Below are 24467 nucleotides of genomic sequence, written 5' to 3'. Positions count from 1 at the left end.
AGGCAGATGGACAATCGACCAATTGGTTTTTTGGATTCGGGTGTCGGAGGGTTAACCGTTGTACGCGAATTGATGCGACAACTACCCCATGAAGAGGTCGTCTATATTGGTGATTCCGCCAGAGCACCCTACGGCCCGAGACCAGCAGATCAAATTCGTGATTATACTTGGGAGATGGTTCGTTTTCTCCTAACGAAAAATGTGAAGATGATTGTTTTGGCCTGTAATACAGCGACAGCTGTTGTATGGGAAGAGGTAAAAGAAGCCTTGGATATCCCTGTTTTAGGAGTGATTTTACCAGGTGCTTCCGCAGCGATCAAGGCGACGAGAAGCAAACGAATTGGCGTAATTGGGACACCGATGACAGTCGCCTCAGATATTTATCGGAAAAAAATTCAAAGCCTGTCACCAGAAATGGCAGTAGAGAGTTTAGCTTGTCCGAAATTTGTCCCTTTGGTTGAATCCAATGAGTTGCAGTCCAGTGTTACAAAAAAAGTCGTCTATGAAACCTTGAAACCCCTTGCCGGGAAGGTAGATACGATGGTTTTGGGTTGCACTCATTATCCTCTTCTTCGCCCTATAATCCAAAATGTCATGGGGCCAGAGGTTCAATTAATTGATAGCGGGGCAGAGTGTGTCCGGGATATCTCGGTCTTACTCAACTACTTTGAGATTAATCGCAGTCGTCAACTGGAGGACTGCCACCATCAGTTTTATACAACGGCCAATGCAGCCAGTTTTGCAGCGATTGCCAAGACTTGGTTGCATCAAGTCGTTCATGTGGAGCATGTAGAATTATGAACCAAAAGATTTATGAATACAAAGATGCCTTAAATTGGTTTCTAGCTGAATGGGGAGATCGGAGTGACTATAACGAATATAGTGAAGTCTCTTCAGAAGCTTCTGAGCTTGTTGACCTAGTAGAATCACTAGTTGGAGACACAGATTTGGGCTTTCCCCTAAATGTAACGGTTGTTCGTTACGCCTCTAGTTTGCAGTTTTTGACCTTCCTCTTTCAAATCGTTGAGGAAACACTAGGTCGCAAAATTGAAATCGTGCAGCGTCAAGGAGCTCTTCTCATTGTAGAAGGAGAGCAATTACTCTCTGTTTATCTGCCAAAGAATGGTCTTCCACTTGCAGATTTTTTGGGCCAGGAAGGTCTTAAGGATCGCTTGCTAATCGCTACTCGGAATGAAGGAAAAACCAAAGAGTTTCGTCAGATCTTTGAACAAATGGGTTTTGAAGTCGAGAATCTCAATGACTATCCAGATCTTCCAGAAGTCGCTGAAACAGGAATGACTTTCGAAGAAAATGCTCGCCTAAAAGCTGAGACAATTTCACAGCTAACAGGGAAAATGGTGTTGGCAGATGATTCAGGACTCATGGTCGATATCCTTGGGGGCTTACCAGGTGTCTGGTCTGCTCGCTTTGCAGGTGTAGGAGCGACCGACTTAGAGAACAATGCCAAGCTCTTACACGAGTTGGCGATGGTCTTTGAATTGAAGGATCGGTCAGCAAAATTTCATACAACCTTAGTGGTTGCCAGTCCTGGTAAGGAGAGCCTTGTTGTGGAGGCGGATTGGCCAGGATATATCAATTTTGAACCAAAAGGTGAGAACGGGTTTGGCTATGATCCCCTCTTTCTGGTAGGAGAAACAGGTAAGACATCTGCTCAACTAACTCTAGAGGAGAAAAATCAACAATCGCATCGTGCTTTAGCCGTGAAGAAATTAGTGGAGGTATTCCCAGCATGGCAGAACAAGTAATTATCGTCATGAGCGATTCTCATGGCGATCGTCAGATCGTAGAAGAAATCAAAAACCACTATAAAGGAAAGGTCGATGCCATTTTTCACAACGGTGATTCTGAGTTAGAAAGTACCGACCCTGTATGGGAAGGCATTCATGTTGTCAAAGGGAACATGGACTTTTATGGGGAGTACCCCGAACGTCTGGTGACGCAATTGGGTCCTACTCGGATTATTCAAACCCATGGTCATCTTTTCCAAATTAATTTTAGTTTTCAAAAGTTAGATTTGTGGGCCCAGGAAGAAGATGCAGATATCTGCCTCTATGGCCATCTGCATATTCCGGATGCTTGGAAGGAAGGGCGTACCCTTTTTCTGAACCCTGGGTCAGTCAGTTTACCGAGGGGGCCTATTCAAGAGTGCCTCTATGCTAAAGTGGAAATTGATGCAGATTCCTATCGAGTTGAATTTTTAAATCGGAAACACGAGGTCTATGAACCTCTTACAAAGGAGTTTGATCGATGATCGCCAAGGAATTTGAGGAGTTTATTCTCCGAGAAGAAAAGACTTTTTTGACTCCAGCGCGCAATTTAGCTGTTTTGATTGATACGCATAATGTGGATCATGCCATCTTGGTGCTGAGTCAAATTAGCTACACTCGTGTTCCTGTTGTGACCGATCAAATGAAATACGTAGGGACGATTTCTTTAACAGATATTCTTTCTTACCAAATGAAACATGATTATTCTGATGAAGTCTTTTCATCCATGGACATCGTTCATATGACAAAAACGGATGGGGAGCGCCTTGGAAAAGACTATACTGTGACGGAAGTCTTGCATAAGTTGGTAGAGGAATCCTTTCTACCGGTTGTTTCAGAGGATGGAATCTTTGAAGGGATCATCACTCGAAAATCTATTTTAAAAGCCATCAACTCCCTCATGCACAATTTCTCAAATGAATATGAGATGAGGAAAAAATGAAAGAATACATAGCTAGTTTTATCAAAGAAAAAGACTTAAGTGAAAATTCACAGACGGCTTATTCTTATGATTTGGATCAGTTCGTGGATACTGTTCATAACCATGTCTCAGATACCAATCTTCGAATTTATCAAGCTTCGATTAAAGATTTTAAACCAGCTGTTCAAAAACGGAAGCTTTCAGCCGTCAACCAATTTTTGTTTTATCTTTATCAACATCAAGTTATCGAGGATTACCATCGCTTAGTCCTTCCAAAAGTCTCTGTGCCGAAAAGCCACGATCAAGAACTATTGGACTTATCCCTCTTGTGGGAAGGGTCAGAGCTATCCCAAGGTCGCTTGATTGCTCTATTGATTGTCGAGATGGGCTTGTTGCCTAGTGAAATTCTTCAGTTGAAAATCGTTGATATCGAGCTCGATTTTCAGGTTTTACGCGTAGGAAAAGAAGGACAAAAACGGGTCTTGCGTATTCCGGATGCTCTTCTAGGAGAGTTGACGGATTTGATGACGGGGACTTATTTATTTGATAACAAGGGCAAGGCCTACTCGCGTCAGTGGGGCTTCCGTCAATTAGAGTCCTTCCTATTGGAAAAAGGGTTTGAGAATCTTTCGGCACAATCCTTACGGGAACAATACATTTTAAAACAAAGAGAACAGGGGATGGATCTGTTTAGCATCGCCCGTGAGCTCGGGTTAAAAACTCTTGTTACCTTAGAAAAGTATAAGTAATGGATATTAAAATAAAGGATTTTGAAGGTCCCTTGGATCTTCTCTTACACCTCGTTTCAAAATATCAGATGGATATTTATGAGGTTCCTCTAATTGAGGTGATCGAGCAGTACTTGGCCTATCTGACGACCCTCCAAGCCATGCGCTTAGAGGTTGCTGGTGAATACATGCTGATGGCCAGTCAGTTGACCTTGATTAAGAGTCGGCGTCTCCTTCCAAAAATTGCGGAGCAAGCAACGGATGAAGAAGATTTAGAGCAGGACCTCCTGTCTCAAATCGAAGAGTATCGGAAGTTTAAACTATTGGGTGAAAAGATGGCCCTTCAACACGAGGAGAGAGCCCAGTACTTTTCAAAACCCAAAACGGAATTAGTCTATGATGATGCAGAATTGGTCCATGACAAGACCACGATTGATCTTTTCTTGGCCTTTTCAAAATTGTTAACGAAAAAGAAAGAAGAATTTCGACAAAATCATACGACCATTGTTCGAGACGAGTATAAAATTGAAGACCTGATGAATGTTGTTCGTCACTTGTGTCAGCCTGGTAAGAGAATCTTGCTACAAGATATTTTTGAGGAAGCCAAGGATGTCAACGAACTGATTACAGTCTTTTTGGCGACTTTGGAATTAATTAAAGTACAAGAAGTTAAGGCTCTTCAGGAAGAACCATTTGGAGATATTATTTTAGTAGGATTAAAGAATGAGTAAAATTGCAGAGATGGAGGCCCTCTTGTTTGTTGCAGGAGAAGATGGTTTGACGGTGAGGCAGATTGCCGATCTCTTATCCCTTCCTCCCACAGGAGTAATTCAAAGTTTAGAAAAAATGGCCCAGAAGTACGAGCAGGATCAGGATTCTAGTATGGCCTTATTGGAGACAGCGTCAACCTATAAATTAGTGACCAAGTCCCAATATGCAGAGCTGTTACGTGAGTATTCAAAGTCACCAATGAATCAAAGTCTCTCTCGAGCTGCCTTGGAAACTCTCTCCATCATTGCCTATAAACAGCCGATTACTCGGATTGAAGTCGATGATATTCGTGGAGTGAACTCTAGTGGGGCCATTTCAAAATTACTTTCTTTTGAGTTGATTCGAGAAGATGGGAAGAAGGAAGTCATTGGGAGACCCAATCTCTATGTGACGACAGATTACTTTTTGGATTATATGGGGATTAACCATCTAGACGAGTTACCAATTGTTGAAGAGACTGAGTTAATCGGTCAAGAAAGCCAATTATTTACAGAAAGAACTGAGGAAATTGATGAGAATTAACAAATATATTGCTCATGCTGGTGTCGCAAGCCGCCGCAAAGCAGAGGAATTGATTAAGCAAGGCCTTGTCACTGTAAATGGCCAAGTGGTCCGTGAATTGGCGACAACGATCAAGTCTGGAGACAAGGTAGAAGTAGAAGGTCAACCAATATACAACGAGGAGAAGGTTTACTACCTCTTAAATAAACCAAGAGGGGTCATCTCCAGTGTATCAGACGATAAAGGGAGACCAACTGTTATTGATTTATTACCGCAAGTCAAGGAACGGATTTATCCTGTCGGTCGTTTGGACTGGGATACTTCTGGTGTTCTGATTTTGACCAATGATGGTGATTTTACAGATGAAATGATCCACCCGCGTAATGAGATTGATAAGGTTTATGTTGCGCGCGTGAAGGGATTGGCCAACAAAGAAAACTTGCGTCCCTTGACTCGTGGTGTGACCATTGATGGCAAAAAGACCAAGCCAGCTACCTATGAGATTCTAAAGGTTGATCCAGAAAAGAATCGCTCAGTTGTCCAATTGACCATCCATGAAGGACGCAATCACCAAGTCAAGAAGATGTTTGAAGCTGTTGGCCTTTTGGTGGATAAATTGTCTCGAACCCAATTTGGAAATCTAGACGTTTCTGGACTTCGCCCTGGTGAATACCGCCGACTCAATAAGAAAGAAATCAGCCAATTGCATACTCTTGCGGTGACAAAGACGAAAAAATAATGAAGAAATGTGCAATTGGACTTGTTCGTCTCTATCAACGCCTTCTTTCGCCCCTCTTTCCGCCTTCCTGTCGCTATAATCCTACCTGTTCCAACTATATGATTCAGGCTATTGAACGGCATGGTTTGAAAGGGATTCTGATGGGGCTTGCTCGGATTCTTCGTTGCCATCCCTGGAGCAAGACTGGAGTAGATCCAGTTCCAGATTATTTCAGTCTGAGGAGCCACCTAGAAGAAGAGAAAAGCGAAAATTAAGTTAGAGCAAACTTTTATAAGAAGTCTCACTCAGAGCAAAGAAAAAAGTTTTGGAAATTCTCCAAAACTTTTTGTTTTTTAGCGATCTGACCAAGTGCGAGGCATAAAGAGCAGTAACATCGGGTAGATTTCTAACCGTCCTGCAATCATGGCAATTGATAGTAAGAATTTAGAGATGGGGCTAAAGATAGCGAAGGTATCCGTTGTCCCAATCATCGGTCCGATATTGTTAAAGCAACTAAAGACTGCACTGACAACCGTCATAAAATTGTTGCTGTCAAAGCTGACAACCGCAATGAGGGCGATGGTAATCAAGGTATAGACCACGAAGTATTTTAAGATTTTGTGCTGGGTATCCTTGTCTAAAGATGAACCATTGATATGAAGAGTCATCACCCGATTGGGTGATAGCATGGAACGAATTTGATTCTTCCCGATCCGAGCTAGAATTAAGCAGCGGATCACTTTTAGTCCACCGGCCGTTGATCCTGCGGATCCACCAACCACCATGAGCATGAGAAGGAGGAACTGAGAAAAGAGCGGCCAATCAACAGTATTGCCAAAACCAAATCCAGTCGTGGTAATGACATTGGAGACTTGGAAAAAGGACATTTCAAAACTATCTGCAAAATTATGATAGAGATGGAAAATGTTGCAGGCAATCAGAAGGGAAGAAACCCCGACAATCATCAGGTAGGTGCGAAGTTCTTCATCGCCTAAGAAGGCTTTGAACTTGCGAAGCATGATGTAGTAATAAAGGTTAAAATTGACCCCAAAGACCAAGACTCCAAAGCTGACCAAATAGGTGATGAGGGTCGAATGGTAGTGAGCAATCCCGTCATTGAAGACGGTGAACCCACCAGTACCAGCAGTCCCCATAGCAATGATAAAGCTATCATAAAGAGGCATGCCAGCACAGAAGTAGATCACGACAAAGAGGAAGAAGAGGGCCAAATAGAGGTAATAAAGGATTTGAGCTGTGTTCTTCAATTTGGATACAATTTTACCAAATACGGGACCAGGCACTTCTGCTTTCATCACTTCGAGGTGGCTGTTCTTGTTATTGTCCATAATAGCTAGGGCAAAGACCAGCACCCCCATCCCTCCGATTAAGTGGGTGAAACTACGCCAGAAAAGAAGGGAAGGACTGAGGACGGAGACGTCATTTAAAATGGTTGCCCCTGTAGTCGTAAAACCAGAGCTAACTTCGAAAAATGCATCAATGATGTTTGGGATTTGTCCTGAAAAGACAAAAGGAAGAGCACCAAAGAAGGACCAGAGGATCCAACACAAAGCCACAATCAGAACGCCTTCCTTGGCATAGATGTGAAAATCTTTGGGTTTGAAAAAGGAACCAATGCCTCCCAATAGAAGGAGGATGGCAATGGTTGCAAATAGGGAGATAAAGACAGTCGGACTATCCTTGACAACAAAATCGTTCTTTAGATTGAGAAGTGCAACTACAATTGGAACACAGAGTAGCATGGCTTCAATCAGAAGGAGTTTTGCTAAAAGGTAGCGAATCATACTTTTGTTCATGGCTTACCCCTCTAACAAATCATAGATTTTCGTGATGTTGCTGATTAGGGTAGTAACGATAATGCGATCCCCTATCAAAAGATGGTCATCTCCAGTTGGGAAAATAGCTTTCCCGTTTCGGATAATGGCTGCGATGAGAACACCTTTTTTCAATTTCAGTTGTGACAAAGGTTTGCCCGTCATTTTATTTTCTTCGCGGATCTGGAATTGAAGGGTCTCGATTTGACCATTGGCAACGTGGTGCAAGGCTTCAAGATTTGAATAGCGTGCATTATAACGTCCACGGATGAAATGCATGATGGTATCCACCGCAATGCCCTTCGGTGTCACAATACTTGAAAAATCTTGCCGATCAATAATTTCCAGCAGGCTAGTTCGGTTGACCTTGGTAATATTCTTTTGAACACCTACGCTATTTAGGAACATAGAAGCGATAATGTTTTCTTCATCGACCCCTGTTAGTGTCGCCACGGCATCAAAGTTACCTGCGCGCTCTTCCATTAGAATATCTTTTGATGTCCCATCTCCTTGGATAACATAGAGGTCAGGGAATTCTTGACTAAACCATTCTGCTCGTTTTTGATCGATTTCAATGACTTTTAAGTCGATCTTCCGTTTGCTATTTTCCAAAATATTTAGGAGATAGTAGGAAATCTTACCAGCTCCGATCAGGAGGAGACTTTTAACAACCTGAGGACGAATGCTATTGTGGAAATTCACAATTTCCACTCGATTTCCCGTCATAAAAATCTTATCAAAGGCTTGTAAAGTGAAGTCCCCATCTGGAATCGTTAACTGACCTTGTCGTTCGATGGCACAGATAATAATGTTTCCATATTTCTTTCTGAATTGAGAAAGGGTCATCTGGCAGAGTGGGCTTTCCTCTTTGATCTTAAATTCCATAAAAGCGACTCGTCCACCAGCAAAGTGCTCAACAGACAAGGCATTTGGGAAATCAATGCTATTAGCAATGTAGCGAGCAGCTAGAAGTTCAGGATTGACGACTAGGGAGAAGCCGAGAATATTTTTTTCTTTAAAATAAGAATTTGAATATTCGGGATTGCGGACGCGGACAACGGTCTCTTTAGCTCCCATTTTCTTGGCCAGGACGGCAGAAACCATGTTGACTTCGTCTTGCTCTGTCAGGGCGACAAAGATGTCACAGTCGGCCACATCTGCTTGTTCGAGAATCTTAAAGTTGGCACCATTGCCAACAATACCAATGATATCGTAGCGTTTGGTAATATGATTAACAACGGCTTCATCTTGTTCAATCAAGATGACATCGTGATTTTCCGCGACGAGGGAACGACAGAGTGCTGTTCCGACCTTACCGCCTCCAACTACAATAATTTTCATGAATATTTCCTCCAAAGTATGATTCTATCTTACTCTATTTTCAAAAAAAAATCACCTCTTAATAGTGGAAACAGGGCATAAAGAGCCAGATTCTCTTCAATACATGAAAGAGAATGTAAAAAAGTGAAATATTTTTGTCGAAATAGTTGACAGGAGGTAGGAAAGTGGTATACTGATACAGTAACCTCATTGATTTACCTCAAACCTGTTGTGAGTTAAGTTAATGAAGTCGTAACCACGCTGTTTGCTGAGCTTGACTCCGGGCAGTGTGGCTATTTTTTTGTCGGGAAAGAGATTGTGATGAATATTGAAGAATTAGCTTATACAGAAACCAAATCAAAAAACCATGTAGTTCTCTATCAACCTCAAATTCCTCAAAATACAGGGAATATCGCTCGCACTTGTGCAGCCACCAATGCCCCTCTCCACATCATCCGTCCTATGGCCTTTCCCATTGATGATCGAAAGATGAAACGGGCTGGACTAGATTATTGGGATAAGTTGGATGTTCGCTTCTATGACAGCCTAGATGAATTTATGGAAGCTGCGGCTGGAGGAAAGGTTCATCTAGTCTCAAAATTTGCTGATCGAACCTATTCTGAAGTAGCCTACAATGATAATGCAGAACATTATTTCATCTTTGGTCGTGAGGACAAGGGTCTACCAGAGGATTTTATGCGACTCCATGCTGAAAAGGCGATTCGGATTCCGATGAATGATGAACATGTCAGAAGCTTGAATGTCTCCAATACCGTTTGCATGATTGTCTACGAAGCCCTCAGACAACAAGAATTTACTGGATTAGAGCTGGTCCATCAGTATGAGGGAGACAAGTTGAAGTAGAGGCTCTTTGCAAAAGGGATCAAGTTGTAACTTTCGATATTACAAAGCACTTGCAATAGCAGGTGTTTTTTGTTATGATAAAGGGGTCTTCAGGGCAGGGTGTAATTCCCGACCGGCGGTGACTTTAAAGTGGAAATGCTCTTTTCCTTTTATACTTTGTCGCCAAGCTTTGCCTAACTATAAGTTATGTCTACAGCTTGGCGCCTCGTCTAAAAAAAAATATCTATTTCCTCTTCCTTAAAGAAGTCCGCGAGCGTAAGCTGATGTGGTGCGATTCCACAACCGACAGTATAGTCTGGATGGGAGAAGACGAGAGACGAACAAACCTGTTTTTATTGACGATTGACTTGATGGAAATGTTCTTGATTTTATAAGAAATCAGTCTTCGAGCTTTTTTCTTATAGCATCCTGACTTCTTTAGTCAAGTACCAAGGAACTTTTTAAGTTTTCTTTAAAACGATTCGATTAGAATATGGGGAAGGGAATCTTTCCAACTTCTTCTAATTTTAGTAAAAATTGGAGGAACCTATGATGACAAATACTCGTAAACTGACCCTAGTGGCTGTTTTATCTGCACTTTCTTTTCTATTGATGTTTTATCAACTATCAATAGGGATTGATTTTTTAAAGGTTGACTTTAGTACGATTCCAATCTTACTCGCCTTAGTTTTGTTAGATTTGAAGAGCTCATTTGTGGTGATTTTGATTCGATCTGTTCTCAAGTTAGTTCTGAATGGTCGAGGAGCTGAGACCTTGGTGGGCTTACCGATTAATATCATTGGTGTTTTAGTCTTTGTCTTAGCATTTGCAGTCATTTGGAATAAGAAAAAAAACACAAGGCGATTTGTGATAGCTAGTCTAGTTGGGACAGTTGGTTTAACCATTTCCATGCTCCTAGTTAATTATTATTATGCCATCCCCCTCTATGCTAAATTTGTTGGTTTTGACATAGCGAAGATGGTCGGAGTTGAAAAGTATCTTCTCAGTATGGTTGTTCCCTTTAATCTAATAGAAGGACTGATTTGGGCTGTTACCTTCTGGATGGTTTACACCGTCGTACAGCCCCTACTTAAAATCTATGAAAAATAAACAATCTCATTTCTTAAAGGGCTCTTTTGCCCTTTTGTTATTTATGATTCTGGGCTATGTAGTCAAATTTTATCCGGAAAATTTAGTCGGAATTGATCAACCGATCCAATCGGCTATTCGCGGGGATTTACCAGCCTATCTGACGGCCTTCTTTACCCGTGTAACAGTGCTGATGAACACACCAGTTGTCACATTTTGGGTTGGCGTCATCGTCCTCTTCTTTGTCTGGAAGAAATGGTATACGGAGGCCCTCCTCCTCACAGGAAGTTTAGTTACAACTGGATTAGTGGTTGTGATTCTGAAGCATATTTATCTGCGTCCACGGCCAGCTCTTCAACACTTGGTCCAAGAAGGGGGCTATTCTTTTCCAAGTGGTCACTCTTTAGCTGCCACCCTCGTCTTCGGTAGTTTGATGATTGTGGTGGGGCAACGGATGACCTCTCAAGTCGGAAAAGTTCTCGTTCAGTTTGCCCTCTTCCTTTGTATGGTGACCATCGTCCTTTCGCGTGTCTATGTTGGGGTTCATTACCCGACTGACGTGACAGGAAGTATGCTTTTAGGATTCGGTCTTTTGCAAATGGTCTTCCCTTATTACGATCGTTTGCGTTTTGAATGGCGCTTTAAGAGTAAGCAGAAGTAAAGTATGAAAGATCTATTTGAAGAAAAGGTTTTAAAGGTCCTGGCTCATATTCCAATAGGATGTGTAGCGACCTATGGACAAATCGCCCAACTCATTGGCTATCCTCGCCATGCCCGGCAGGTCGGCAAGGTTTTGGCCACTTCTAAAAAGGCTGTGGCCTATCCCTGTCATCGGGTCGTAACATCTACTGGTCGCCTGGCTCCTGATTGGGAAGAGCAAGGCACGCTTCTCTGGGCAGAAGGAGTGGAATGCAAATCAAACGGTTGTGTCGATCTTAAGAAATACAAGTGGAAAGCAGAGGAGACTCAACTTTGAGTTCACTCTGCTTTTTTGCTATAATGAGGGGTATGAAATCCTATACGACTTTAAATGATTATTATCGAACCCTATTTGGAGAAAAGACCTTCAAAGTCCCGATTGATGCGGGATTTGACTGTCCCAATCGTGATGGAACTGTTGCTCGTGGTGGCTGTACCTTTTGTACGGTTTCTGGTTCTGGGGATGCCATTGTGGCACCAGATGCCCCTATTCGGGATCAGTTTTACAAAGAGATTGATTTTATGCGCCGCAAATGGCCAGATGTGAAAAAGTATTTGGTGTATTTTCAAAATTTTACCAATACCCATGAATCCGTCGATGTCATTCGTGAACGCTATGAGCAAGCTATCAATGAACCGGGTGTTGTAGGGATTAACATCGGGACACGGCCAGACTGCTTGCCAGATGAAACGTTAGCCTATCTAGCAGAATTGACAAAGCGAATGCATGTGACCATTGAGCTAGGCTTGCAGACGACCTATGAAGCGACATCTGAATTGATCAACCGTGCTCATAGTTACGAGCTCTATGTAGAAACGGTCAAGCGGATTCGTCATCAGGTTCCCAAGGCTGAGATTGTTTCGCATTTGATCAACGGTCTTCCAGGGGAGACGCATGAGATGATGGTAGAAAATGTCCGTCGTTGTGTGACGGACAATGATATTCATGGTATTAAGTTACACCTGCTCCACCTGATGACCAACACTCGGATGCAACGGGACTATCATGAAGGGCGGTTGCAATTGATGAGCCAGGAGGAATACGTGTCGGTCATCTGTGACCAACTGGAAATTATTCCCAAGGAAATTGTCATCCACCGGATTACAGGAGATGCTCCGCGAGAGATGCTGATAGGCCCAATGTGGAGTCTCAATAAGTGGGAAGTTCTGAATGCTATTGAAACAGAAATGCGTCGTCGAGGAAGTGTTCAAGGCTGTAAACTAGGAAAATTGGAGGAGTAGGATGTTGCGACCATTAGAAATGGCCCATGATTTTCTTAGGGAAGTCATTACGGATCAAGATACCGTCGTTGATGCGACTATGGGTAATGGGCATGATACGCTTTTCTTGGCGAAACTAGCCAAAGAAGTTTATGCATTTGATATTCAAGAGCAGGCCTTGGTCCATACGCAGAAGCGTTTGGAAGAAGCAGGCCTTGCCAATGCCCACCTTCTTTTGAAGGGGCATGAAGAGGTTGATTTCTATGTAAACCAGGTCAAGGCTGCTATCTTCAATTTAGGCTATCTTCCTTCAGCAGACAAGTCGATCATTACCCAGCCTAGAACAACCATTCAAGCCATCGATAAACTATGTCACCTCTTGGTCAAAGGGGGCCGGATAGCTATCATGATCTATTATGGTCATGAAGGTGGAGACCTAGAAAAAGATGCTGTCTTGGATTTTGTCTCTCACCTACCTCAACAAGAATTTACGGTCACTAGTTATCGGACCCTCAATCAAATTAATCATCCACCATTTTTGGTCATGATTGAAAAATTAGAAAGTTACCGCCATGGATAAAGAATTTTTAAAAAATAAAATTGAAGCCCTTCGTCACGATTTTGTGGAGTCAACGTCTCATGAACGTGCTGTCGGTTTTTTGGATGAAGCGCGGATGAGCAAAAAGATGATCAAAATCAAGAAGAAGTTAGTCTCTCTTGAAATGGAACGTAGCCAGAAGAAAATTGAGCACAAGGATCTGACAAAGATTGATCAAAAGATCCAAGAACAAAAACAACTCTTTGAGGACTGTTGTAACCAACGATCAGGAGGATAAGAGATGGAGATTCTTGTATACGCCATCGTCTTTTCCCTGGTTCTGATTGTTTCCAATGCGACCAATAAGTTGATTCCGACCTTGCCCTTGCCCTTGATCCAGATCTTCCTTGGGATTGGGCTTGGCTTTCTCTTACCCAATTCGGAGTATCACTTAGATACAGAACTCTTTTTGGCCTTGGTTATTGGTCCCCTCCTCTTTCGAGAGGCAGAAGAAGCGGATATTACTTCTATTCTCAAGCACTGGCGCATTATCGCCTTTTTAATCTTCCCAGTTATTTTTATTTCGACCCTTAGCTTGGCCTGGTTGGCTCATCTCTTGTGGTTAGGAATTCCACTAGCTGCCTGTATGGCAGTTGGGGCAGCGCTCGGTCCGACAGATTTAGTGGCTTTTGCCTCCCTTTCGGAACGCTTTACCTTTCCTAAACGGGTCTCCAACATTTTAAAAGGAGAAGGCTTGCTCAACGATGCTTCAGGTTTGGTGGCCTTTCGAGTAGCTCTGGCTGCTTGGACTACTGGTGCCTTCTCATTGGGACAGGCTAGTTGGGATTTGGTGGTTTCCATTTTAGGAGGTTTTGCGGTAGGGATTGTGACAGCGGCTGTCAACCGTGGGCTTCAGAAACTGTTGTTGAGTGTTCGGGCAACAGATATTGCCAGTGAACTCATTTTAGAATTGAGTCTTCCCTTGTTAACCTTCTTTATTGCAGAAGAGATCCATGTATCAGGGATTATTGCGGTGGTCGTGGCTGGGATCCTAAAGGCTAGTCGGATTAAGAAAATTACCCTACTAGAAGCCAAAGTCGATACGGTTACCCATACGGTTTGGAATACAGTCAATTTTGTCCTTAACGGATCCGTCTTTGTCCTTTTGGGGATAGAGCTTGAGATGATTTCTGAGCCAATTCTTAGGACTCCCTTTTACAACAATCTGCTCTTGATTGTGACTGTTCTCTTATTGACGGGATTCCTATTCTTGATTCGCTTCTTGATGGTGTATGGATTTTACTGGTACCGTGGTTTCCGATTGAAAAAATCCATTGATAAGTATCTGAAAGATGCTCTCTTGTTGACCTTTTCGGGGGTCAAAGGAGCGGTGTCTATCGCGACCATTCTGTTAATACCGACGCATCTAGAAGCAGAATATCCAGTTCTCTTGTTTTTAGTAGCAGGGGTGACCTTGTGTAGTTTCCTGATTGGACTTTTCATCCTACCAAAACTATCCGAAGACAAAGAGGAATCCAATGATCATTTGATGCACATTGCTATCTTAAACGATGTCGTCATGCTATTGGAGAAGGAGTTGACGGTGACCAAGCAGAAGGGGCCTCTGTATGCGGCTATTGATAATTATCATGGCCGGATAGAAAATATGATTCTCAATCAGGAGGATAAGGCCACTCAAAGAGACTGGGAGCAATTGAAACTCCTTATTCTCAGTATCGAGAACGATGGTTTGGAACAAGCCTATGAAGAAGGAAAGATTCGAGATAGAAGCTACCATGTCTATCAACGTTATCTCCGATCCATGGAGCAAAATATCAATCGCAATCTGTCATCGCGCCTGACCTATTATTTCTTGGTGCTCTTCCGCCTAATCCGACTCCTTTTCCACGAAGTGTTGACCTTTGGATCCGGTATTCAGGCATGGAAAAACGGAGAAAATTACAAGCTCGAAGCTATCGATTATGACCAGATTGCCGCCTTGTATTTGGCGAATACGGAAATTATTATCGAGAGTTTGGAAAACCTAAAAGGAGTCTATCGCAGTAGTTTGGTATCTTTCCTTCAAGAATCACGTCTGCGTGAAACGTCATTGATTACCAGTGGAGCCTTTGTAGAGCGGGTTATCAATCGGATCAAGCCCAATAATATTGATGAGATGCTAAGAGGCTATTACCTGGAGAGAAAACTCATTTTCAAATATGAGGAGCAACATTTGATTTCGGCCAAGTATGCACGTCGCATGCGGCAAAATGTCAACGAATTGGAAAACTATTCCTTGAGGGAAAGTGCCAATACTCTACCATATGATATGATCAATTACGCTCGAAATCGATAAAAAATGACAGTTCTATCTAAGATAGAAGAAGAAAAGAGATTGGTGACGTTTGTCCCAATCTCTTTCTTTTGTGTATTAGTAGGCTAATGATTACTGGTCTGGCTGAATGTAATAGCGATCTTCCCCGATAGGAATCAGCTGGACCTTCCCCCCATAAAAGGCTGATAGAGTTTCTTGGGTGAGAATATCCTCCTTAGGGCCTTGGGCAAAACTTTGTCCCTCCTTGAGGAGAAGGACATGGCTAAAAGATTTGGTGATTTCCTCCGCATGGTGGGTGACAAAGAGAATGGTCGGTGCCTTTTCCATCTGTTTGATCTGGTGAATCAACTGAAAGATGGCTTCCCGAGCAAATAAGTCGAGCCCACTTGAGGCTTCGTCGAAGATGAGAAGGTCGGGTTCTTCCATGAGACCACGGGCGATAAGAATCGTCTGTTTTTCCCCTTGAGAGAGGGTCCTGTATTTTCGCCCAATCAAAGAAGTAGCACCGATGCGACGCAACATGGACCGTGCTTCTTGGAGTTCTTTCTCTCCGTAAGTTGTATAGAGGATGCTACTCTTGTATTTACCAGTGAGGACGATTTCTTCTGGGGATAGAGATTCAGGGATGCGCTCAGAAATAAAGGAGCTAACCACTCCAATTCGCTTGCGGAGTTCAGGAATGTCGCCTTGTCCAAATTGTGTTCCAAGGACAGAAACCTCTCCTTCTGTTTTCCAGTATTCCGCCATTAAGAGACGAAGGAGGGTCGATTTTCCAGCACCATTCAGGCCAAGGATGGCCCAGGTTTCCCCTTTTTTAACGGTCCAATTTAAATGGGAGAGGAGGTTTTTTCCTTCTTTTCTTAGAGTGACGTCTTTCAGTTCAATTAAGCTTTCTTTCATCTTTTTAACCTTCATAAAAATATTTTCTATTTTACCATAAATATGATAAAATAGCAGATAGGAGGAAAGGGATGTTTCATAAAAGTAAATTATTTTTCTGGACCTGTGAAGTCCTATTATTAACGATTATATTCTATATTTGGGGAAGTATGGGAAGCCTCATCTCTCCATTTGTATCTGTTCTGAATACCATTATTCTTCCATTTTTGATTGCTGGTTTCTTGTATTATATCACCAATCCTATCGTAGAATTTTTGGAAAAGAAATTTCATCTGAATCGAATTTTGGGCATTCTATTAACCTTGGTAACCCTTTTTGGATTGATTATTTATGGGATTGTTTATATCTTGCCTATTTTGATCAACCAGTTGACAAGCTTGATTAATTCAACCCAAGGCTTGTATTGGGAAGTGCAAAGTTTTGTGACGAAGTTATCTAAAAATCCAGCCTTTCAGAGTATCAATATCCAATCAACCATTCAGCAACTAAACCTATCTTATGTGGATATTCTACAAAATATCTTAAACAGTGTGACCAATAGTTTGGGTAGTGTGGTATCGACGATTGTCAATACGCTCTTCATTCTGGTTATGACGCCGATCTTCCTGGTTTACTTCTTGATTGATGGGAAGAAGTTGCTACCAATGATAGAGCGGACTATCCTGAAGAATGACCGGCGGAATATTAGCTCCCTCTTAGTGAGTCTCAACCAAACAGTTTCTCGTTATATTAGTGGGATTTCTATCGATGCCTTGATTATTGGAACTCTAGCCTTTATTGGCTACAGTATTATCGGTTTGAAATATGCCTTGGTCTTTGCTATTTTCTCAGCCTTGGGCATCCTTATTCCCTATATTGGGCCGACGATTGGCTTAATACCTATGGTAGTTACTTATGCTTTTACCGATTTCAATATGATGGTCAAAGCAGTCATCTTCATGTTGATTGTTCAACAAATCGATGGAAATATCCTTTATCCACGGATTGTGGGAGGGGTGATGAAGGTGCATCCCATTACTATCATGGTTCTCTTGCTCTTATCCAGTAACATCTATGGTGTCATTGGAATGATCGTGGCGATTCCGGTTTATTCGATTGGTAAAGAAATCGTTAAATTCTTGGTGGCCTTGTATGAAAATCATAAAAAGACACAAGAGCAGCGCAAGCAAGAAGAGTTTGGAATCATTAATAAATCCTAACAGAATAAATAAGAGGCTGGGACAAAAGTCCTAGCCTCTTAAGTGTCTTTGGAATGTCGAGCAAGACGCAGTGGTTGAGTGGGCTCTACTACGCTGATTTCATCAGCTTTTACAATCCTACTCAACTGTGCGGAGGTGGGACGACGAAATCGAATTCTAACGAATGACCGATTTCTGTCCCACTCTCTTTTGAATATAGACTAAGAAAGGGTAAGCTAAGTACTTGAATCGTTAACTTTTACCTTTCCTTTAAGAAAATATGTTATAATGAATTAGTAATGATAGAAAATCAAGGAGTTTCTATAAGATGATAGAATTGCTTGCCAAAAAGCAGCGACGCCAAATGCGTTTGCTAGAAACATTAATTCGAGAGAAGCGCTGGTTTCATTTGAAGGAACTCGCAGAAATGTTAGATTGTACAGAACGGTCATTGAAGGAGGATCTTTCAAATTTACGAACGGTCTTTAAAGAGTTCTTGATTGAGTCTTCGACAAATGGCATTAAGATCAGCTATGATGATTCGGTTGGGATTGAGGTGGTCTACCATCACTTCTTTAAAGAATCTACAGCTTTCTCCCTCTTGGAATACTTGTTCTTCCATAAGGACGTTTCCAGTGACTTAATTTGTAGACGATATGATCTCAGTCAACAATCATTTTATCGCTTGATTCGAAACATCAACCAAATTATTCAGGAAAAGTACAATATTCGAATCACCTTGAATCCTCTAAATGTCGTGGGAGACGAAGTCGATATTCGCTTTTTCTATTCCCAATATTTTGCAGAGCGATATTATTATTTAGAGTGGCCATTTCCAGATATCAGAGAACAAGTCATCATTGATTTCATCACCTTCTTCTATAAACTGACGGAAATCCCACTGACTTATTCGATCTTTCATTCTTATAAAATTATGCTGACGGTCTATCTTTACCGGATCAAGCAAGGGTATCGGATTGAAGGGGCCAATAATTTTGAACAATACGCCTATCTTTACCAAGAACTCCCAAAAATCAATGAGATGCTTCGTTATTTTGGCCTGCAACTGGGTGTAGAATTTAACGAAGAAACCATTGAACAGCTCTTTATCATTTTTCTGCAGAAACGTTTTTACTTTACTCCGCAGGATCTGATTGATGCTACCGAGGAAGATGCTGTTACAAAAAAATCCTATATTCTAGCCTCTCAATTTCTTGATCACCTGAGTAAATCTTATGGTTTGGAACTTGAGAATTATGAAGAGATGATTATGCATATTCACAATACCGCCTATTTGGAGCGGCGTGAAATCTTTGGTGAATTTCTTCTCTATGATACCAAGAGCTATACCAATGAGGATTATCGCACCCTCTTCCCGAAATTTTATCAGGATGTTGAAACGGGTTTGTATCACTATCTCAAAGAGATGGGCTTTCATGAAAATCCTGAAAACCTCAAGCATCAGATTTATACCGTATTTTCACATTGGGAAAATCTATTGCCTCAACTATTAAGGAGACGGACGGCTGTCAAGGTCTTAATCATTAGCCGATACGATGACCACCATGCCAAGTCCATGATTGATTTCTTAAAATTCTATTGTACGGATAACTTTGAGTTTTCACAGGTCATCAAGCATGACTTTAATCTTCATGAACTAGAGCACACCGAATATGATGTCATTGTTGCCAACTTTATGATTCCGAATATAAAAGGGAAAAAATTTATTTGTACAAGTAGTTTAACCCTTTTGGAACTTGTAGAAAAACTGAATGTACTCTTTTATGACTTTACACGTTATGGAGTATAACTAAACCTTCCCTCCTCTTTTAGGAGGGAAATTTTTACGACTATGCACCATTTTAAAAAATATGATATAATGGGCATTATTACTATACATTGAGGAGAATATCCATGGAAGACCCTGGCAGTCAGGATTTAATACTGCAATTTGTTTTACTATTTGTATTGACCTTATTTAATGCTTTTTTCTCTGCAACGGAGATGTCGATGGTATCGCTGAATCGTTCTCGGGTAGAACAAAAAGCGGAGGAAGGCGATAAGAAATATATTCGTCTCTTAAAGGTATTGGAAAATCCAAACCACTTTTTATCCACGATTCAAGTTGGTATTACCTTGATTACCATCTTGTCTGGGGCAAGTCTAGCTGATAATCTTGGGAAAGTAATAGCTTCTTGGATGGGAAATACGGAGACAGCGCGTGCGATAGCTAGTTTCCTCTCACTGGCTTTTCTGACCTATATTTCGATTGTATTTGGTGAGTTATATCCCAAGCGGATTGCCATGAATCTGAAAGATAGCTTGGCTGTTCGGACGGCTCCAATTGTTATTTTACTAGGGGAAATCGTTAGCCCCTTTGTCTGGCTCTTATCGGCATCAACGAATCTAGTTAGTCGTCTGACCCCTATGCAATTCGATGATGCAGACGAAGAGATGTCACGAGATGAGATTGCCTATATGCTGGCTAAGAGTGAAACGAGTCTGGATGCTGACGAGATTGAAATGTTGCAAGGAGTCTTTTCACTAGATGAGCTGATGGCGCGTGAGCTAATGGTTCCTCGTACGGATGCCTTTATGGTGGATATCCAAGATGATACCAGAGAAATCATCGAGAGTATTTTAAAACAGAATTTTTCTCGGATTCCTGTCTATGATGATGACAAAGACAATGTTATTGGTCTCATCCATACCAAACGCCTCCTCAATGAGGGCTTTGTAAATGGCTTTGATAACATCGCTCTTCGAAAGATCCTTCAGGAACCTCTCTTTGTACCGGAAACAATCTTTGTGGATGACCTCTTAAAGGAACTCCGAAATACACAAAATCAGATGGCTATTTTGCTCGATGAGTATGGAGGAATGGCTGGTCTAGTTACTTTGGAAGACCTTCTCGAGGAAATTGTCGGTGAAATTGATGATGAAACCGATAAGGCTGAAAATGATGTGTTTGAAATTGCCCCCAACCTCTATATCGTTCAGGGGATTGTGACCTTAAATGACTTCAATGAGTATTTTGATGTGAAGCTGGAAAGTGATGATGTGGATACCATTGCAGGCTACTACCTGACTGGTGTCGGACGAATTCCAGGGCACAAGGAGCGCTTGAGTTTTGAAGTAGATAGCATGAAGAAACATTTGATCCTTACAAATGATAAGGTGAAAAATGGTCGTGTCACCAAGGTGAAGGTTGAGGTCAGTGATCTAGTCGATGAAGATGAGCAAGTAACAAAAGTTCAAGAATAAGAGTATGAAATCAGGGGTTTCCCCTGATTTTTTATGCTCAATTTAGTCGGATTTGCATATCCCATTAAATTCCTTTATAATAAAATTACTACAGGTTAGAAGGAGATAGCAATGAATCAAGAAGAATGGTTAGCAGAGTTTGAGAGAGTCCATGGTCGACCGGCCACTCAAGAGGAGATACAAGAGGCATTTGGTATGTTTGGAAGTCCAGAAACACAAGCGACTCCGGATACACCGGTAAATCCAATTCAATCTCCATTTGAAGGTGCAGCACCTGTTTCCAATCAAGGACAATTTGGGGGTCCCTTACCGTTTCCAGAACAAGCGAAATTTGGAGATGCAGCACCAACTCCAGAACAAACGCCATTTGGAGGTGCGACACCAACTCCAGAACAAACACAGTTTGGAGGTCCAACTCCGACCCAAGCCCCATTTGGAGGTGCAAGTTCAGCTCCAAATCAATTCCAAGGTGGAACAAGTCCGTTTCAACAACAAGGACAAGCTTTTGGTCAAGGTGGAGTCCAACCACAAGCTCCTGTTCAGGGGTCTGCTCAAGCAGGAGCAACCTTCTCGCCCTATAACAATTCTCAGATGCAGGGTGGCTATCCAAATAATGGGCAGTTGAATTACCAGACTAATTCCCCATATATGGGACAAGCCCCGATACCCGGTAAGAAGTCTAAGAAAGGGCTGATTATTGGATTATGTAGTTTAGTTGCAGTTGCTATCTTAGCTGTACTTGCCTTTTTCCTATTTTTTAAAAACTCGAATAATATTCAAGGAAAATGGTCAGCAACCCCTGAAATGAAAAAGACAATGAAGTCTGCTTTTTCAGGCACTTTCTCTACTGCATCAGATATTTCTAGTGAATTTGTAAAAGATATGGATATGATTGTAGAGGTAGAGGGGAAAAAAGTAACCATTAGTGTGATTGGTAAGATTGATTTCAAGGGAGCTGCAAAGGAACTCTATGATGATGGGGACAATGATTTTTACTCTGTTGAGGATGCCTTAGACTATATCCAGGAAAACAGTGAAAATTCCTATTTAGAGGATTTGGGACTTGAAATCGATGTGAAGAAAGGCACTCTTAAAATGGTAGCCTTTGAAGGTGAGGTGGATGAAAAAGATCACCGATTCATTCAGGATGAAGATGCGAGTCATTTCCTTAAATACGACCTCAAGTATAAAATTGAAAATGGAACCCTGAAAGTTTCCGTGGATGGAAATGATTATGGAATTGAATACTCCTTTAAAAAATAAAACATTCGCTTATCAGGGTTTTTCCCTGATTTTTTATGCTCATTTTAGTCGGATTTGCTTCTCCTATGAATTTCCTTTATAATAAAATAAGTAAAGGTCAGAAGGAGATAGTAGTGAAACAAGAAGAGTGGTTAGCAGAGTTCGAGAGAGTCCATGGTCGACCGGCCAATCAGGAGGAAATCGAACAGGTTTTTGGTCAGTTTGAAAGTCCAGAAACACAAGCGACACAGGATACGCTGATAAATCCAATTCAATCTCCATTTGAAGGTGCGACGCCATCACCAGAACAAGCACAGTTCGGAGGTCCAACTCCGACCCAAGCCCCATTTGGAGGTGCAAGTTCAGCTCCAAATCAATTCCAAGGTGCAACAAGTCCGTTTCAACATCAAGGACAAGCTTTTGGTCAAGGTGGAATCCAGCCACAAGCTCCTGTTCAGGAGTCGGCTCAAGCAGGAGCGCCCTTCACATCCTATACCAATGCTCAGATGCAGGGCGGCTATCCAAACAATGGGCAACTGAATTACCAGACTAATTCCTCATATATGGGACAAGCCACAATACCCGGTAAGAAGTCTAAGAAAGGGCTGATTATTGGATTATGTAGTCTTGTCGCCGTTGCAGTTTTATCTGTGCTTGCATTTTTCTTTTTTGCTAAAAATCCTAATAGTATTCAAGGGAAATGGTCAGCTACTCCTGAAGTGAAGAAAGAAATGACATCTGGTTTTAAAGAAAGTTTCACCTCGACTTTAGATATCTCTGGTGAATTTTTTAAAGATGTCGAAATGATTGTGGAAGTAGAGGGTAACAATGTAAAAATTTCTACATCAGGAGAAGTTGATTTTAAAGGAGCAGCAAAAAAACTCCTTGAAGGCGATAAAAGTTATTTAAATTCTGTGGAAAATGCATTGGAGTACATTGAGGAACGAAGCAAATGGGGTTACTTGAAGGAAATAGGAGTTGAAATTGATGTTAAAAAAGGAACTATAGATATGGTGTTATTTGAAGGCGAGTTATCTGAAAAAACTCATGAATTTCTTGTAGATAGTGGTGGAAACTTTGTAATGCAATACAATCTCAAATATAAATTGGTAAACGGAATCTTAACGGTTTATCAGAATGAAGAGGATGATTTTAAATTCACCTTTAAAAAATAAGATATTCGCTCATTTAGTGCTCTCATCGGGCACTTTTTTGTTTGGTAACGAAGAAAAAATAAGATAATTAAAAAAATTCTGAATTTAGACTTGACAGCCTTAAAAAATTTCGGTAAGATAGTCAACATAAAAAAACGAAAGCAGAATTTTATGAAAAACATGAACTCCACATTGTTGAATCAAAACTTTTACTTTAGCTACTTTAGATAGTGTTTGTAGACATGAACTCATGGATGCAAACGAAACGAGCAATTTGTTTGTATCTATGTGGCTAAGATTTTTGATTGTGGTCCATATAGATGATATCTAAATGGACGGCAATGCTGGCATACTTTTAAGTTTGTGAGGAATGATACCAACCGTTTAGAATCATCTAAACGGTTTTTTGTATTCTGTTTGAATGTTTTAGAGAAGGAGACATGTTTCATGAAAGTTGTAAAGAAGTTAATTGCCCCGGTTCTGGTAGTTGGTCTACTGATGACCTCCCTCTTGACCCTCCATCACTTGAAGACCTCTAAGCATCAAAAGATTAAGATTGGGATTTCTCAGTATATTACCCATAAGTCTCTTGATGCAACTCGAAAAGGCTTTGTGGAAGAGTTAGCAAAACAAGGCTATGTAGATGGAGAAGAGATTGAAATTGATTATCAAAATGCTCAAGGGGAGCAGAGAAATTTGAAAAACATTTCAAATCAATTATCACAGGAAAGTGACCTTGTGTTTGCCATTGCGACTCCATCAGCACAAAGTATTGCCAATACGAGCAAAAGAACCCCTGTAGTCTTTTCTGCAGTGACGGACCCTTTGGCTGCCAAGTTGGTCAAGAACTTGGATCAGCCTGGTGGCAATGTGACAGGAACGAGCGACCAATCTTCAGATGCCATTGCTACGCAAGTCGATCTGATTCAAAAGGTTTTGCCAACAGCTAAGACAATCGGAATTCTCTATACGCAAAGTGAGCCCAACTCCGTCGTTCAAAAAGATGAGGCCAAGAAAGTCCTTGAGGCTAAAGGCTACCGTGTCGTAGAGAAAACCATCTTAGACAGTAATAATGTGAAAGCAGCAGCGGATAGTTTGATGTCAGAGGTCGATCTAGTATTTATTCCAACAGACAACATTATTTCCTCTACGATGGAAACGATCAAACAAGTTTCTTTAAAACACAAAGTTCCAGTCATTGGAGGTTCAATTGAAATGGCTCAAGTAGGAGGGCTCTATACCTATGGGACAGACTACACCGAGTTGGGTCGTCAATCTGCCCGGATGGCGATTCGTATTCTGAAAGGGGAAAAGGCAGCCGATCTGGCAGTGGAAGCCCCTAAGAATTTAGAATTATATGTCAACAAAGAGATGGCTAAGAAATTAGGAATTGATCTCTCTGGTATAAACGAAAAGAAATAGGAG

Annotated in this window: 26 protein-coding genes and 1 riboswitch; of the genes, 23 read left to right on the top strand and 3 right to left on the bottom strand. The window is 41.5% G+C overall.

Annotation, left to right across the window (positions count from 1 at the left end):
- Positions 1-6: 6 nt before the first annotated feature.
- Genes racE through yidD form a run of 9 tightly spaced genes read left to right on the top strand, consistent with a single transcriptional unit; the run spans position 7 to position 5702 of the window.
- Positions 7-801 (top strand): glutamate racemase, encoded by a 795-nt coding sequence (racE, locus tag EAI95_RS05030; protein ID WP_129822383.1) that lies wholly within the window; start codon positions 7-9, stop codon positions 799-801.
- Positions 798-1766 carry a nucleoside-triphosphate diphosphatase gene (locus tag EAI95_RS05025; RefSeq protein WP_048688311.1) on the top strand — a complete coding sequence of 323 codons (969 nt, stop codon included), beginning with the start codon at positions 798-800 and terminating at the stop codon, positions 1764-1766. The genes racE and EAI95_RS05025 overlap by 4 nt, the downstream gene beginning before the upstream one ends.
- The gene (locus EAI95_RS05020; RefSeq protein WP_048688308.1) at positions 1751-2272 is read left to right on the top strand and encodes a metallophosphoesterase; all 522 of its coding nucleotides are present in this window, start codon (positions 1751-1753) and stop codon (positions 2270-2272) included. The genes EAI95_RS05025 and EAI95_RS05020 overlap by 16 nt, the downstream gene beginning before the upstream one ends.
- The gene (gene cbpB / locus EAI95_RS05015; RefSeq protein ID WP_048715404.1) at positions 2269-2730 is read left to right on the top strand and encodes a cyclic-di-AMP-binding protein CbpB; all 462 of its coding nucleotides are present in this window, start codon (positions 2269-2271) and stop codon (positions 2728-2730) included. Before EAI95_RS05020 ends, cbpB begins: the two co-directional genes overlap by 4 nt.
- Positions 2727-3458, top strand: coding sequence for a site-specific tyrosine recombinase XerD (xerD, locus tag EAI95_RS05010; RefSeq protein WP_048688302.1), 732 nt, complete (start codon positions 2727-2729; stop codon positions 3456-3458). The genes cbpB and xerD overlap by 4 nt, the downstream gene beginning before the upstream one ends.
- Positions 3458-4168, top strand: coding sequence for a segregation/condensation protein A (locus EAI95_RS05005; RefSeq protein WP_129822382.1), 711 nt, complete (start codon positions 3458-3460; stop codon positions 4166-4168). The genes xerD and EAI95_RS05005 overlap by 1 nt, the downstream gene beginning before the upstream one ends.
- Positions 4161-4730 (top strand): SMC-Scp complex subunit ScpB, encoded by a 570-nt coding sequence (gene scpB / locus EAI95_RS05000; RefSeq protein WP_125374417.1) that lies wholly within the window; start codon positions 4161-4163, stop codon positions 4728-4730. The genes EAI95_RS05005 and scpB overlap by 8 nt, the downstream gene beginning before the upstream one ends.
- Positions 4720-5448 (top strand): pseudouridine synthase, encoded by a 729-nt coding sequence (locus EAI95_RS04995; protein ID WP_023024093.1) that lies wholly within the window; start codon positions 4720-4722, stop codon positions 5446-5448. Before scpB ends, EAI95_RS04995 begins: the two co-directional genes overlap by 11 nt.
- Positions 5448-5702, top strand: a complete 255-nt coding sequence (gene yidD, locus EAI95_RS04990; RefSeq protein WP_129822381.1) for a membrane protein insertion efficiency factor YidD — start codon at positions 5448-5450, stop codon at positions 5700-5702. Before EAI95_RS04995 ends, yidD begins: the two co-directional genes overlap by 1 nt.
- 78 nt (positions 5703-5780) lie before the next feature.
- Here the strand turns inward: yidD and EAI95_RS04985 are convergent, their stop codons facing one another.
- Positions 5781-7241 carry a TrkH family potassium uptake protein gene (locus tag EAI95_RS04985; protein ID WP_129270202.1) on the bottom strand — a complete coding sequence of 487 codons (1461 nt, stop codon included), beginning with the start codon at positions 7239-7241 and terminating at the stop codon, positions 5781-5783.
- Between the two features lie 3 nt (positions 7242-7244).
- Positions 7245-8600, bottom strand: a complete 1356-nt coding sequence (gene trkA, locus EAI95_RS04980; protein ID WP_129822380.1) for a Trk system potassium transporter TrkA — start codon at positions 8598-8600, stop codon at positions 7245-7247.
- 300 nt (positions 8601-8900) lie between these two features.
- On the opposite strand from trkA, the gene EAI95_RS04975 reads away from it, so the two are divergent.
- From EAI95_RS04975 to EAI95_RS04940, 8 genes are all read left to right on the top strand, one after another.
- A complete protein-coding gene (locus EAI95_RS04975; protein ID WP_023024086.1) occupies positions 8901-9443 on the top strand; it encodes a tRNA (cytidine(34)-2'-O)-methyltransferase in 543 nt (180 codons plus the stop codon).
- Positions 9444-9524: 81 nt separating this feature from the next.
- A riboswitch (FMN riboswitch) is annotated at positions 9525-9758 on the top strand.
- 216 nt (positions 9759-9974) lie between these two features.
- Complete coding sequence (locus tag EAI95_RS04970) at positions 9975-10532, top strand: ECF transporter S component (protein WP_042361430.1); 558 nt, start codon at positions 9975-9977, stop codon at positions 10530-10532.
- Positions 10522-11172: a phosphatase PAP2 family protein gene (locus tag EAI95_RS04965; protein ID WP_023027146.1), complete on the top strand. Its 651-nt coding sequence runs from the start codon at positions 10522-10524 to the stop codon at positions 11170-11172. The genes EAI95_RS04970 and EAI95_RS04965 overlap by 11 nt, the downstream gene beginning before the upstream one ends.
- Before the next feature lie 3 nt (positions 11173-11175).
- A complete protein-coding gene (locus tag EAI95_RS04960) occupies positions 11176-11487 on the top strand; it encodes a methylated-DNA--[protein]-cysteine S-methyltransferase (protein WP_023027145.1) in 312 nt (103 codons plus the stop codon).
- 23 nt (positions 11488-11510) lie between these two features.
- Positions 11511-12452, top strand: coding sequence for a TIGR01212 family radical SAM protein (locus tag EAI95_RS04955; RefSeq protein WP_117744890.1), 942 nt, complete (start codon positions 11511-11513; stop codon positions 12450-12452).
- Between the two features lies 1 nt (position 12453).
- On the top strand, positions 12454-13011 hold the full coding sequence (locus EAI95_RS04950; protein ID WP_023024075.1) for a class I SAM-dependent methyltransferase: 558 nt from the start codon (positions 12454-12456) through the stop codon (positions 13009-13011).
- On the top strand, positions 13004-13267 hold the full coding sequence (locus tag EAI95_RS04945; RefSeq protein WP_023024073.1) for a hypothetical protein: 264 nt from the start codon (positions 13004-13006) through the stop codon (positions 13265-13267). The genes EAI95_RS04950 and EAI95_RS04945 overlap by 8 nt, the downstream gene beginning before the upstream one ends.
- Before the next feature lie 3 nt (positions 13268-13270).
- Positions 13271-15325, top strand: coding sequence for a sodium:proton antiporter (locus EAI95_RS04940; RefSeq protein ID WP_129822379.1), 2055 nt, complete (start codon positions 13271-13273; stop codon positions 15323-15325).
- Positions 15326-15415: 90 nt separating this feature from the next.
- Here EAI95_RS04940 and EAI95_RS04935 read toward each other — a convergent pair whose 3' ends face one another.
- A complete protein-coding gene (locus tag EAI95_RS04935; protein WP_117744567.1) occupies positions 15416-16219 on the bottom strand; it encodes an ABC transporter ATP-binding protein in 804 nt (267 codons plus the stop codon).
- Positions 16220-16275: 56 nt separating this feature from the next.
- On the opposite strand from EAI95_RS04935, the gene EAI95_RS04930 reads away from it, so the two are divergent.
- The 6 genes from EAI95_RS04930 (at position 16276) to EAI95_RS04900 (ending at position 24464) form a co-directional block, all read left to right on the top strand.
- Complete coding sequence (locus EAI95_RS04930) at positions 16276-17403, top strand: AI-2E family transporter (protein WP_129822378.1); 1128 nt, start codon at positions 16276-16278, stop codon at positions 17401-17403.
- A 307-nt stretch (positions 17404-17710) separates the two neighbouring features.
- Positions 17711-19192: a M protein trans-acting positive regulator PRD domain-containing protein gene (locus EAI95_RS04920; RefSeq protein ID WP_023024066.1), complete on the top strand. Its 1482-nt coding sequence runs from the start codon at positions 17711-17713 to the stop codon at positions 19190-19192.
- A gap of 104 nt (positions 19193-19296) precedes the next feature.
- On the top strand, positions 19297-20646 hold the full coding sequence (locus tag EAI95_RS04915) for a hemolysin family protein (protein WP_023024065.1): 1350 nt from the start codon (positions 19297-19299) through the stop codon (positions 20644-20646).
- A 111-nt stretch (positions 20647-20757) separates the two neighbouring features.
- Positions 20758-21909: a hypothetical protein gene (locus EAI95_RS04910; protein ID WP_023024064.1), complete on the top strand. Its 1152-nt coding sequence runs from the start codon at positions 20758-20760 to the stop codon at positions 21907-21909.
- A 113-nt stretch (positions 21910-22022) separates the two neighbouring features.
- Positions 22023-23063 carry a hypothetical protein gene (locus tag EAI95_RS04905; protein WP_023024063.1) on the top strand — a complete coding sequence of 347 codons (1041 nt, stop codon included), beginning with the start codon at positions 22023-22025 and terminating at the stop codon, positions 23061-23063.
- Positions 23064-23489: 426 nt separating this feature from the next.
- The gene (locus tag EAI95_RS04900) at positions 23490-24464 is read left to right on the top strand and encodes an ABC transporter substrate-binding protein (RefSeq protein ID WP_129822377.1); all 975 of its coding nucleotides are present in this window, start codon (positions 23490-23492) and stop codon (positions 24462-24464) included.
- Positions 24465-24467: the final 3 nt, after the last annotated feature.

This window comes from Streptococcus sp. bf_0095 (assembly GCF_004166885.1).
GTDB lineage: Bacteria > Bacillota > Bacilli > Lactobacillales > Streptococcaceae > Streptococcus.
Note: the sequence above shows the minus strand (reverse complement) of the source record. Positions and strands in the feature narration are given on the sequence as shown.

Excerpts from the sequence above, each read along its gene's own strand:
- EAI95_RS04935 (WP_117744567.1), bottom strand. The coding sequence starts at position 16,219 with ATGAAGGTTAAAAAGATGAAAGAAAGCTTAATTGAACTGAAAGACGTC.
- EAI95_RS04955 (WP_117744890.1), top strand. The coding sequence starts at position 11,511 with ATGAGGGGTATGAAATCCTATACGACTTTAAATGATTATTATCGAACC.
- cbpB (WP_048715404.1), top strand. The coding sequence starts at position 2,269 with ATGATCGCCAAGGAATTTGAGGAGTTTATTCTCCGAGAAGAAAAGACT.
- EAI95_RS04910 (WP_023024064.1), top strand. The coding sequence starts at position 20,758 with ATGAATCAAGAAGAATGGTTAGCAGAGTTTGAGAGAGTCCATGGTCGA.
- scpB (WP_125374417.1), top strand. The coding sequence starts at position 4,161 with ATGAGTAAAATTGCAGAGATGGAGGCCCTCTTGTTTGTTGCAGGAGAA.
- EAI95_RS04975 (WP_023024086.1), top strand. The coding sequence starts at position 8,901 with ATGAATATTGAAGAATTAGCTTATACAGAAACCAAATCAAAAAACCAT.
- EAI95_RS04965 (WP_023027146.1), top strand. The coding sequence starts at position 10,522 with ATGAAAAATAAACAATCTCATTTCTTAAAGGGCTCTTTTGCCCTTTTG.
- EAI95_RS04945 (WP_023024073.1), top strand. The coding sequence starts at position 13,004 with ATGGATAAAGAATTTTTAAAAAATAAAATTGAAGCCCTTCGTCACGAT.
- EAI95_RS04970 (WP_042361430.1), top strand. The coding sequence starts at position 9,975 with ATGACAAATACTCGTAAACTGACCCTAGTGGCTGTTTTATCTGCACTT.
- EAI95_RS04960 (WP_023027145.1), top strand. The coding sequence starts at position 11,176 with ATGAAAGATCTATTTGAAGAAAAGGTTTTAAAGGTCCTGGCTCATATT.
- EAI95_RS04985 (WP_129270202.1), bottom strand. The coding sequence starts at position 7,241 with ATGAACAAAAGTATGATTCGCTACCTTTTAGCAAAACTCCTTCTGATT.
- EAI95_RS04920 (WP_023024066.1), top strand. The coding sequence starts at position 17,711 with ATGATAGAATTGCTTGCCAAAAAGCAGCGACGCCAAATGCGTTTGCTA.
- EAI95_RS04915 (WP_023024065.1), top strand. The coding sequence starts at position 19,297 with ATGGAAGACCCTGGCAGTCAGGATTTAATACTGCAATTTGTTTTACTA.
- xerD (WP_048688302.1), top strand. The coding sequence starts at position 2,727 with ATGAAAGAATACATAGCTAGTTTTATCAAAGAAAAAGACTTAAGTGAA.
- EAI95_RS05025 (WP_048688311.1), top strand. The coding sequence starts at position 798 with ATGAACCAAAAGATTTATGAATACAAAGATGCCTTAAATTGGTTTCTA.
- EAI95_RS05020 (WP_048688308.1), top strand. The coding sequence starts at position 1,751 with ATGGCAGAACAAGTAATTATCGTCATGAGCGATTCTCATGGCGATCGT.
- EAI95_RS04950 (WP_023024075.1), top strand. The coding sequence starts at position 12,454 with ATGTTGCGACCATTAGAAATGGCCCATGATTTTCTTAGGGAAGTCATT.
- yidD (WP_129822381.1), top strand. The coding sequence starts at position 5,448 with ATGAAGAAATGTGCAATTGGACTTGTTCGTCTCTATCAACGCCTTCTT.
- EAI95_RS04930 (WP_129822378.1), top strand. The coding sequence starts at position 16,276 with ATGTTTCATAAAAGTAAATTATTTTTCTGGACCTGTGAAGTCCTATTA.
- EAI95_RS04940 (WP_129822379.1), top strand. The coding sequence starts at position 13,271 with ATGGAGATTCTTGTATACGCCATCGTCTTTTCCCTGGTTCTGATTGTT.
- EAI95_RS04900 (WP_129822377.1), top strand. The coding sequence starts at position 23,490 with ATGAAAGTTGTAAAGAAGTTAATTGCCCCGGTTCTGGTAGTTGGTCTA.
- racE (WP_129822383.1), top strand. The coding sequence starts at position 7 with ATGGACAATCGACCAATTGGTTTTTTGGATTCGGGTGTCGGAGGGTTA.
- trkA (WP_129822380.1), bottom strand. The coding sequence starts at position 8,600 with ATGAAAATTATTGTAGTTGGAGGCGGTAAGGTCGGAACAGCACTCTGT.
- EAI95_RS05005 (WP_129822382.1), top strand. The coding sequence starts at position 3,458 with ATGGATATTAAAATAAAGGATTTTGAAGGTCCCTTGGATCTTCTCTTA.
- EAI95_RS04995 (WP_023024093.1), top strand. The coding sequence starts at position 4,720 with ATGAGAATTAACAAATATATTGCTCATGCTGGTGTCGCAAGCCGCCGC.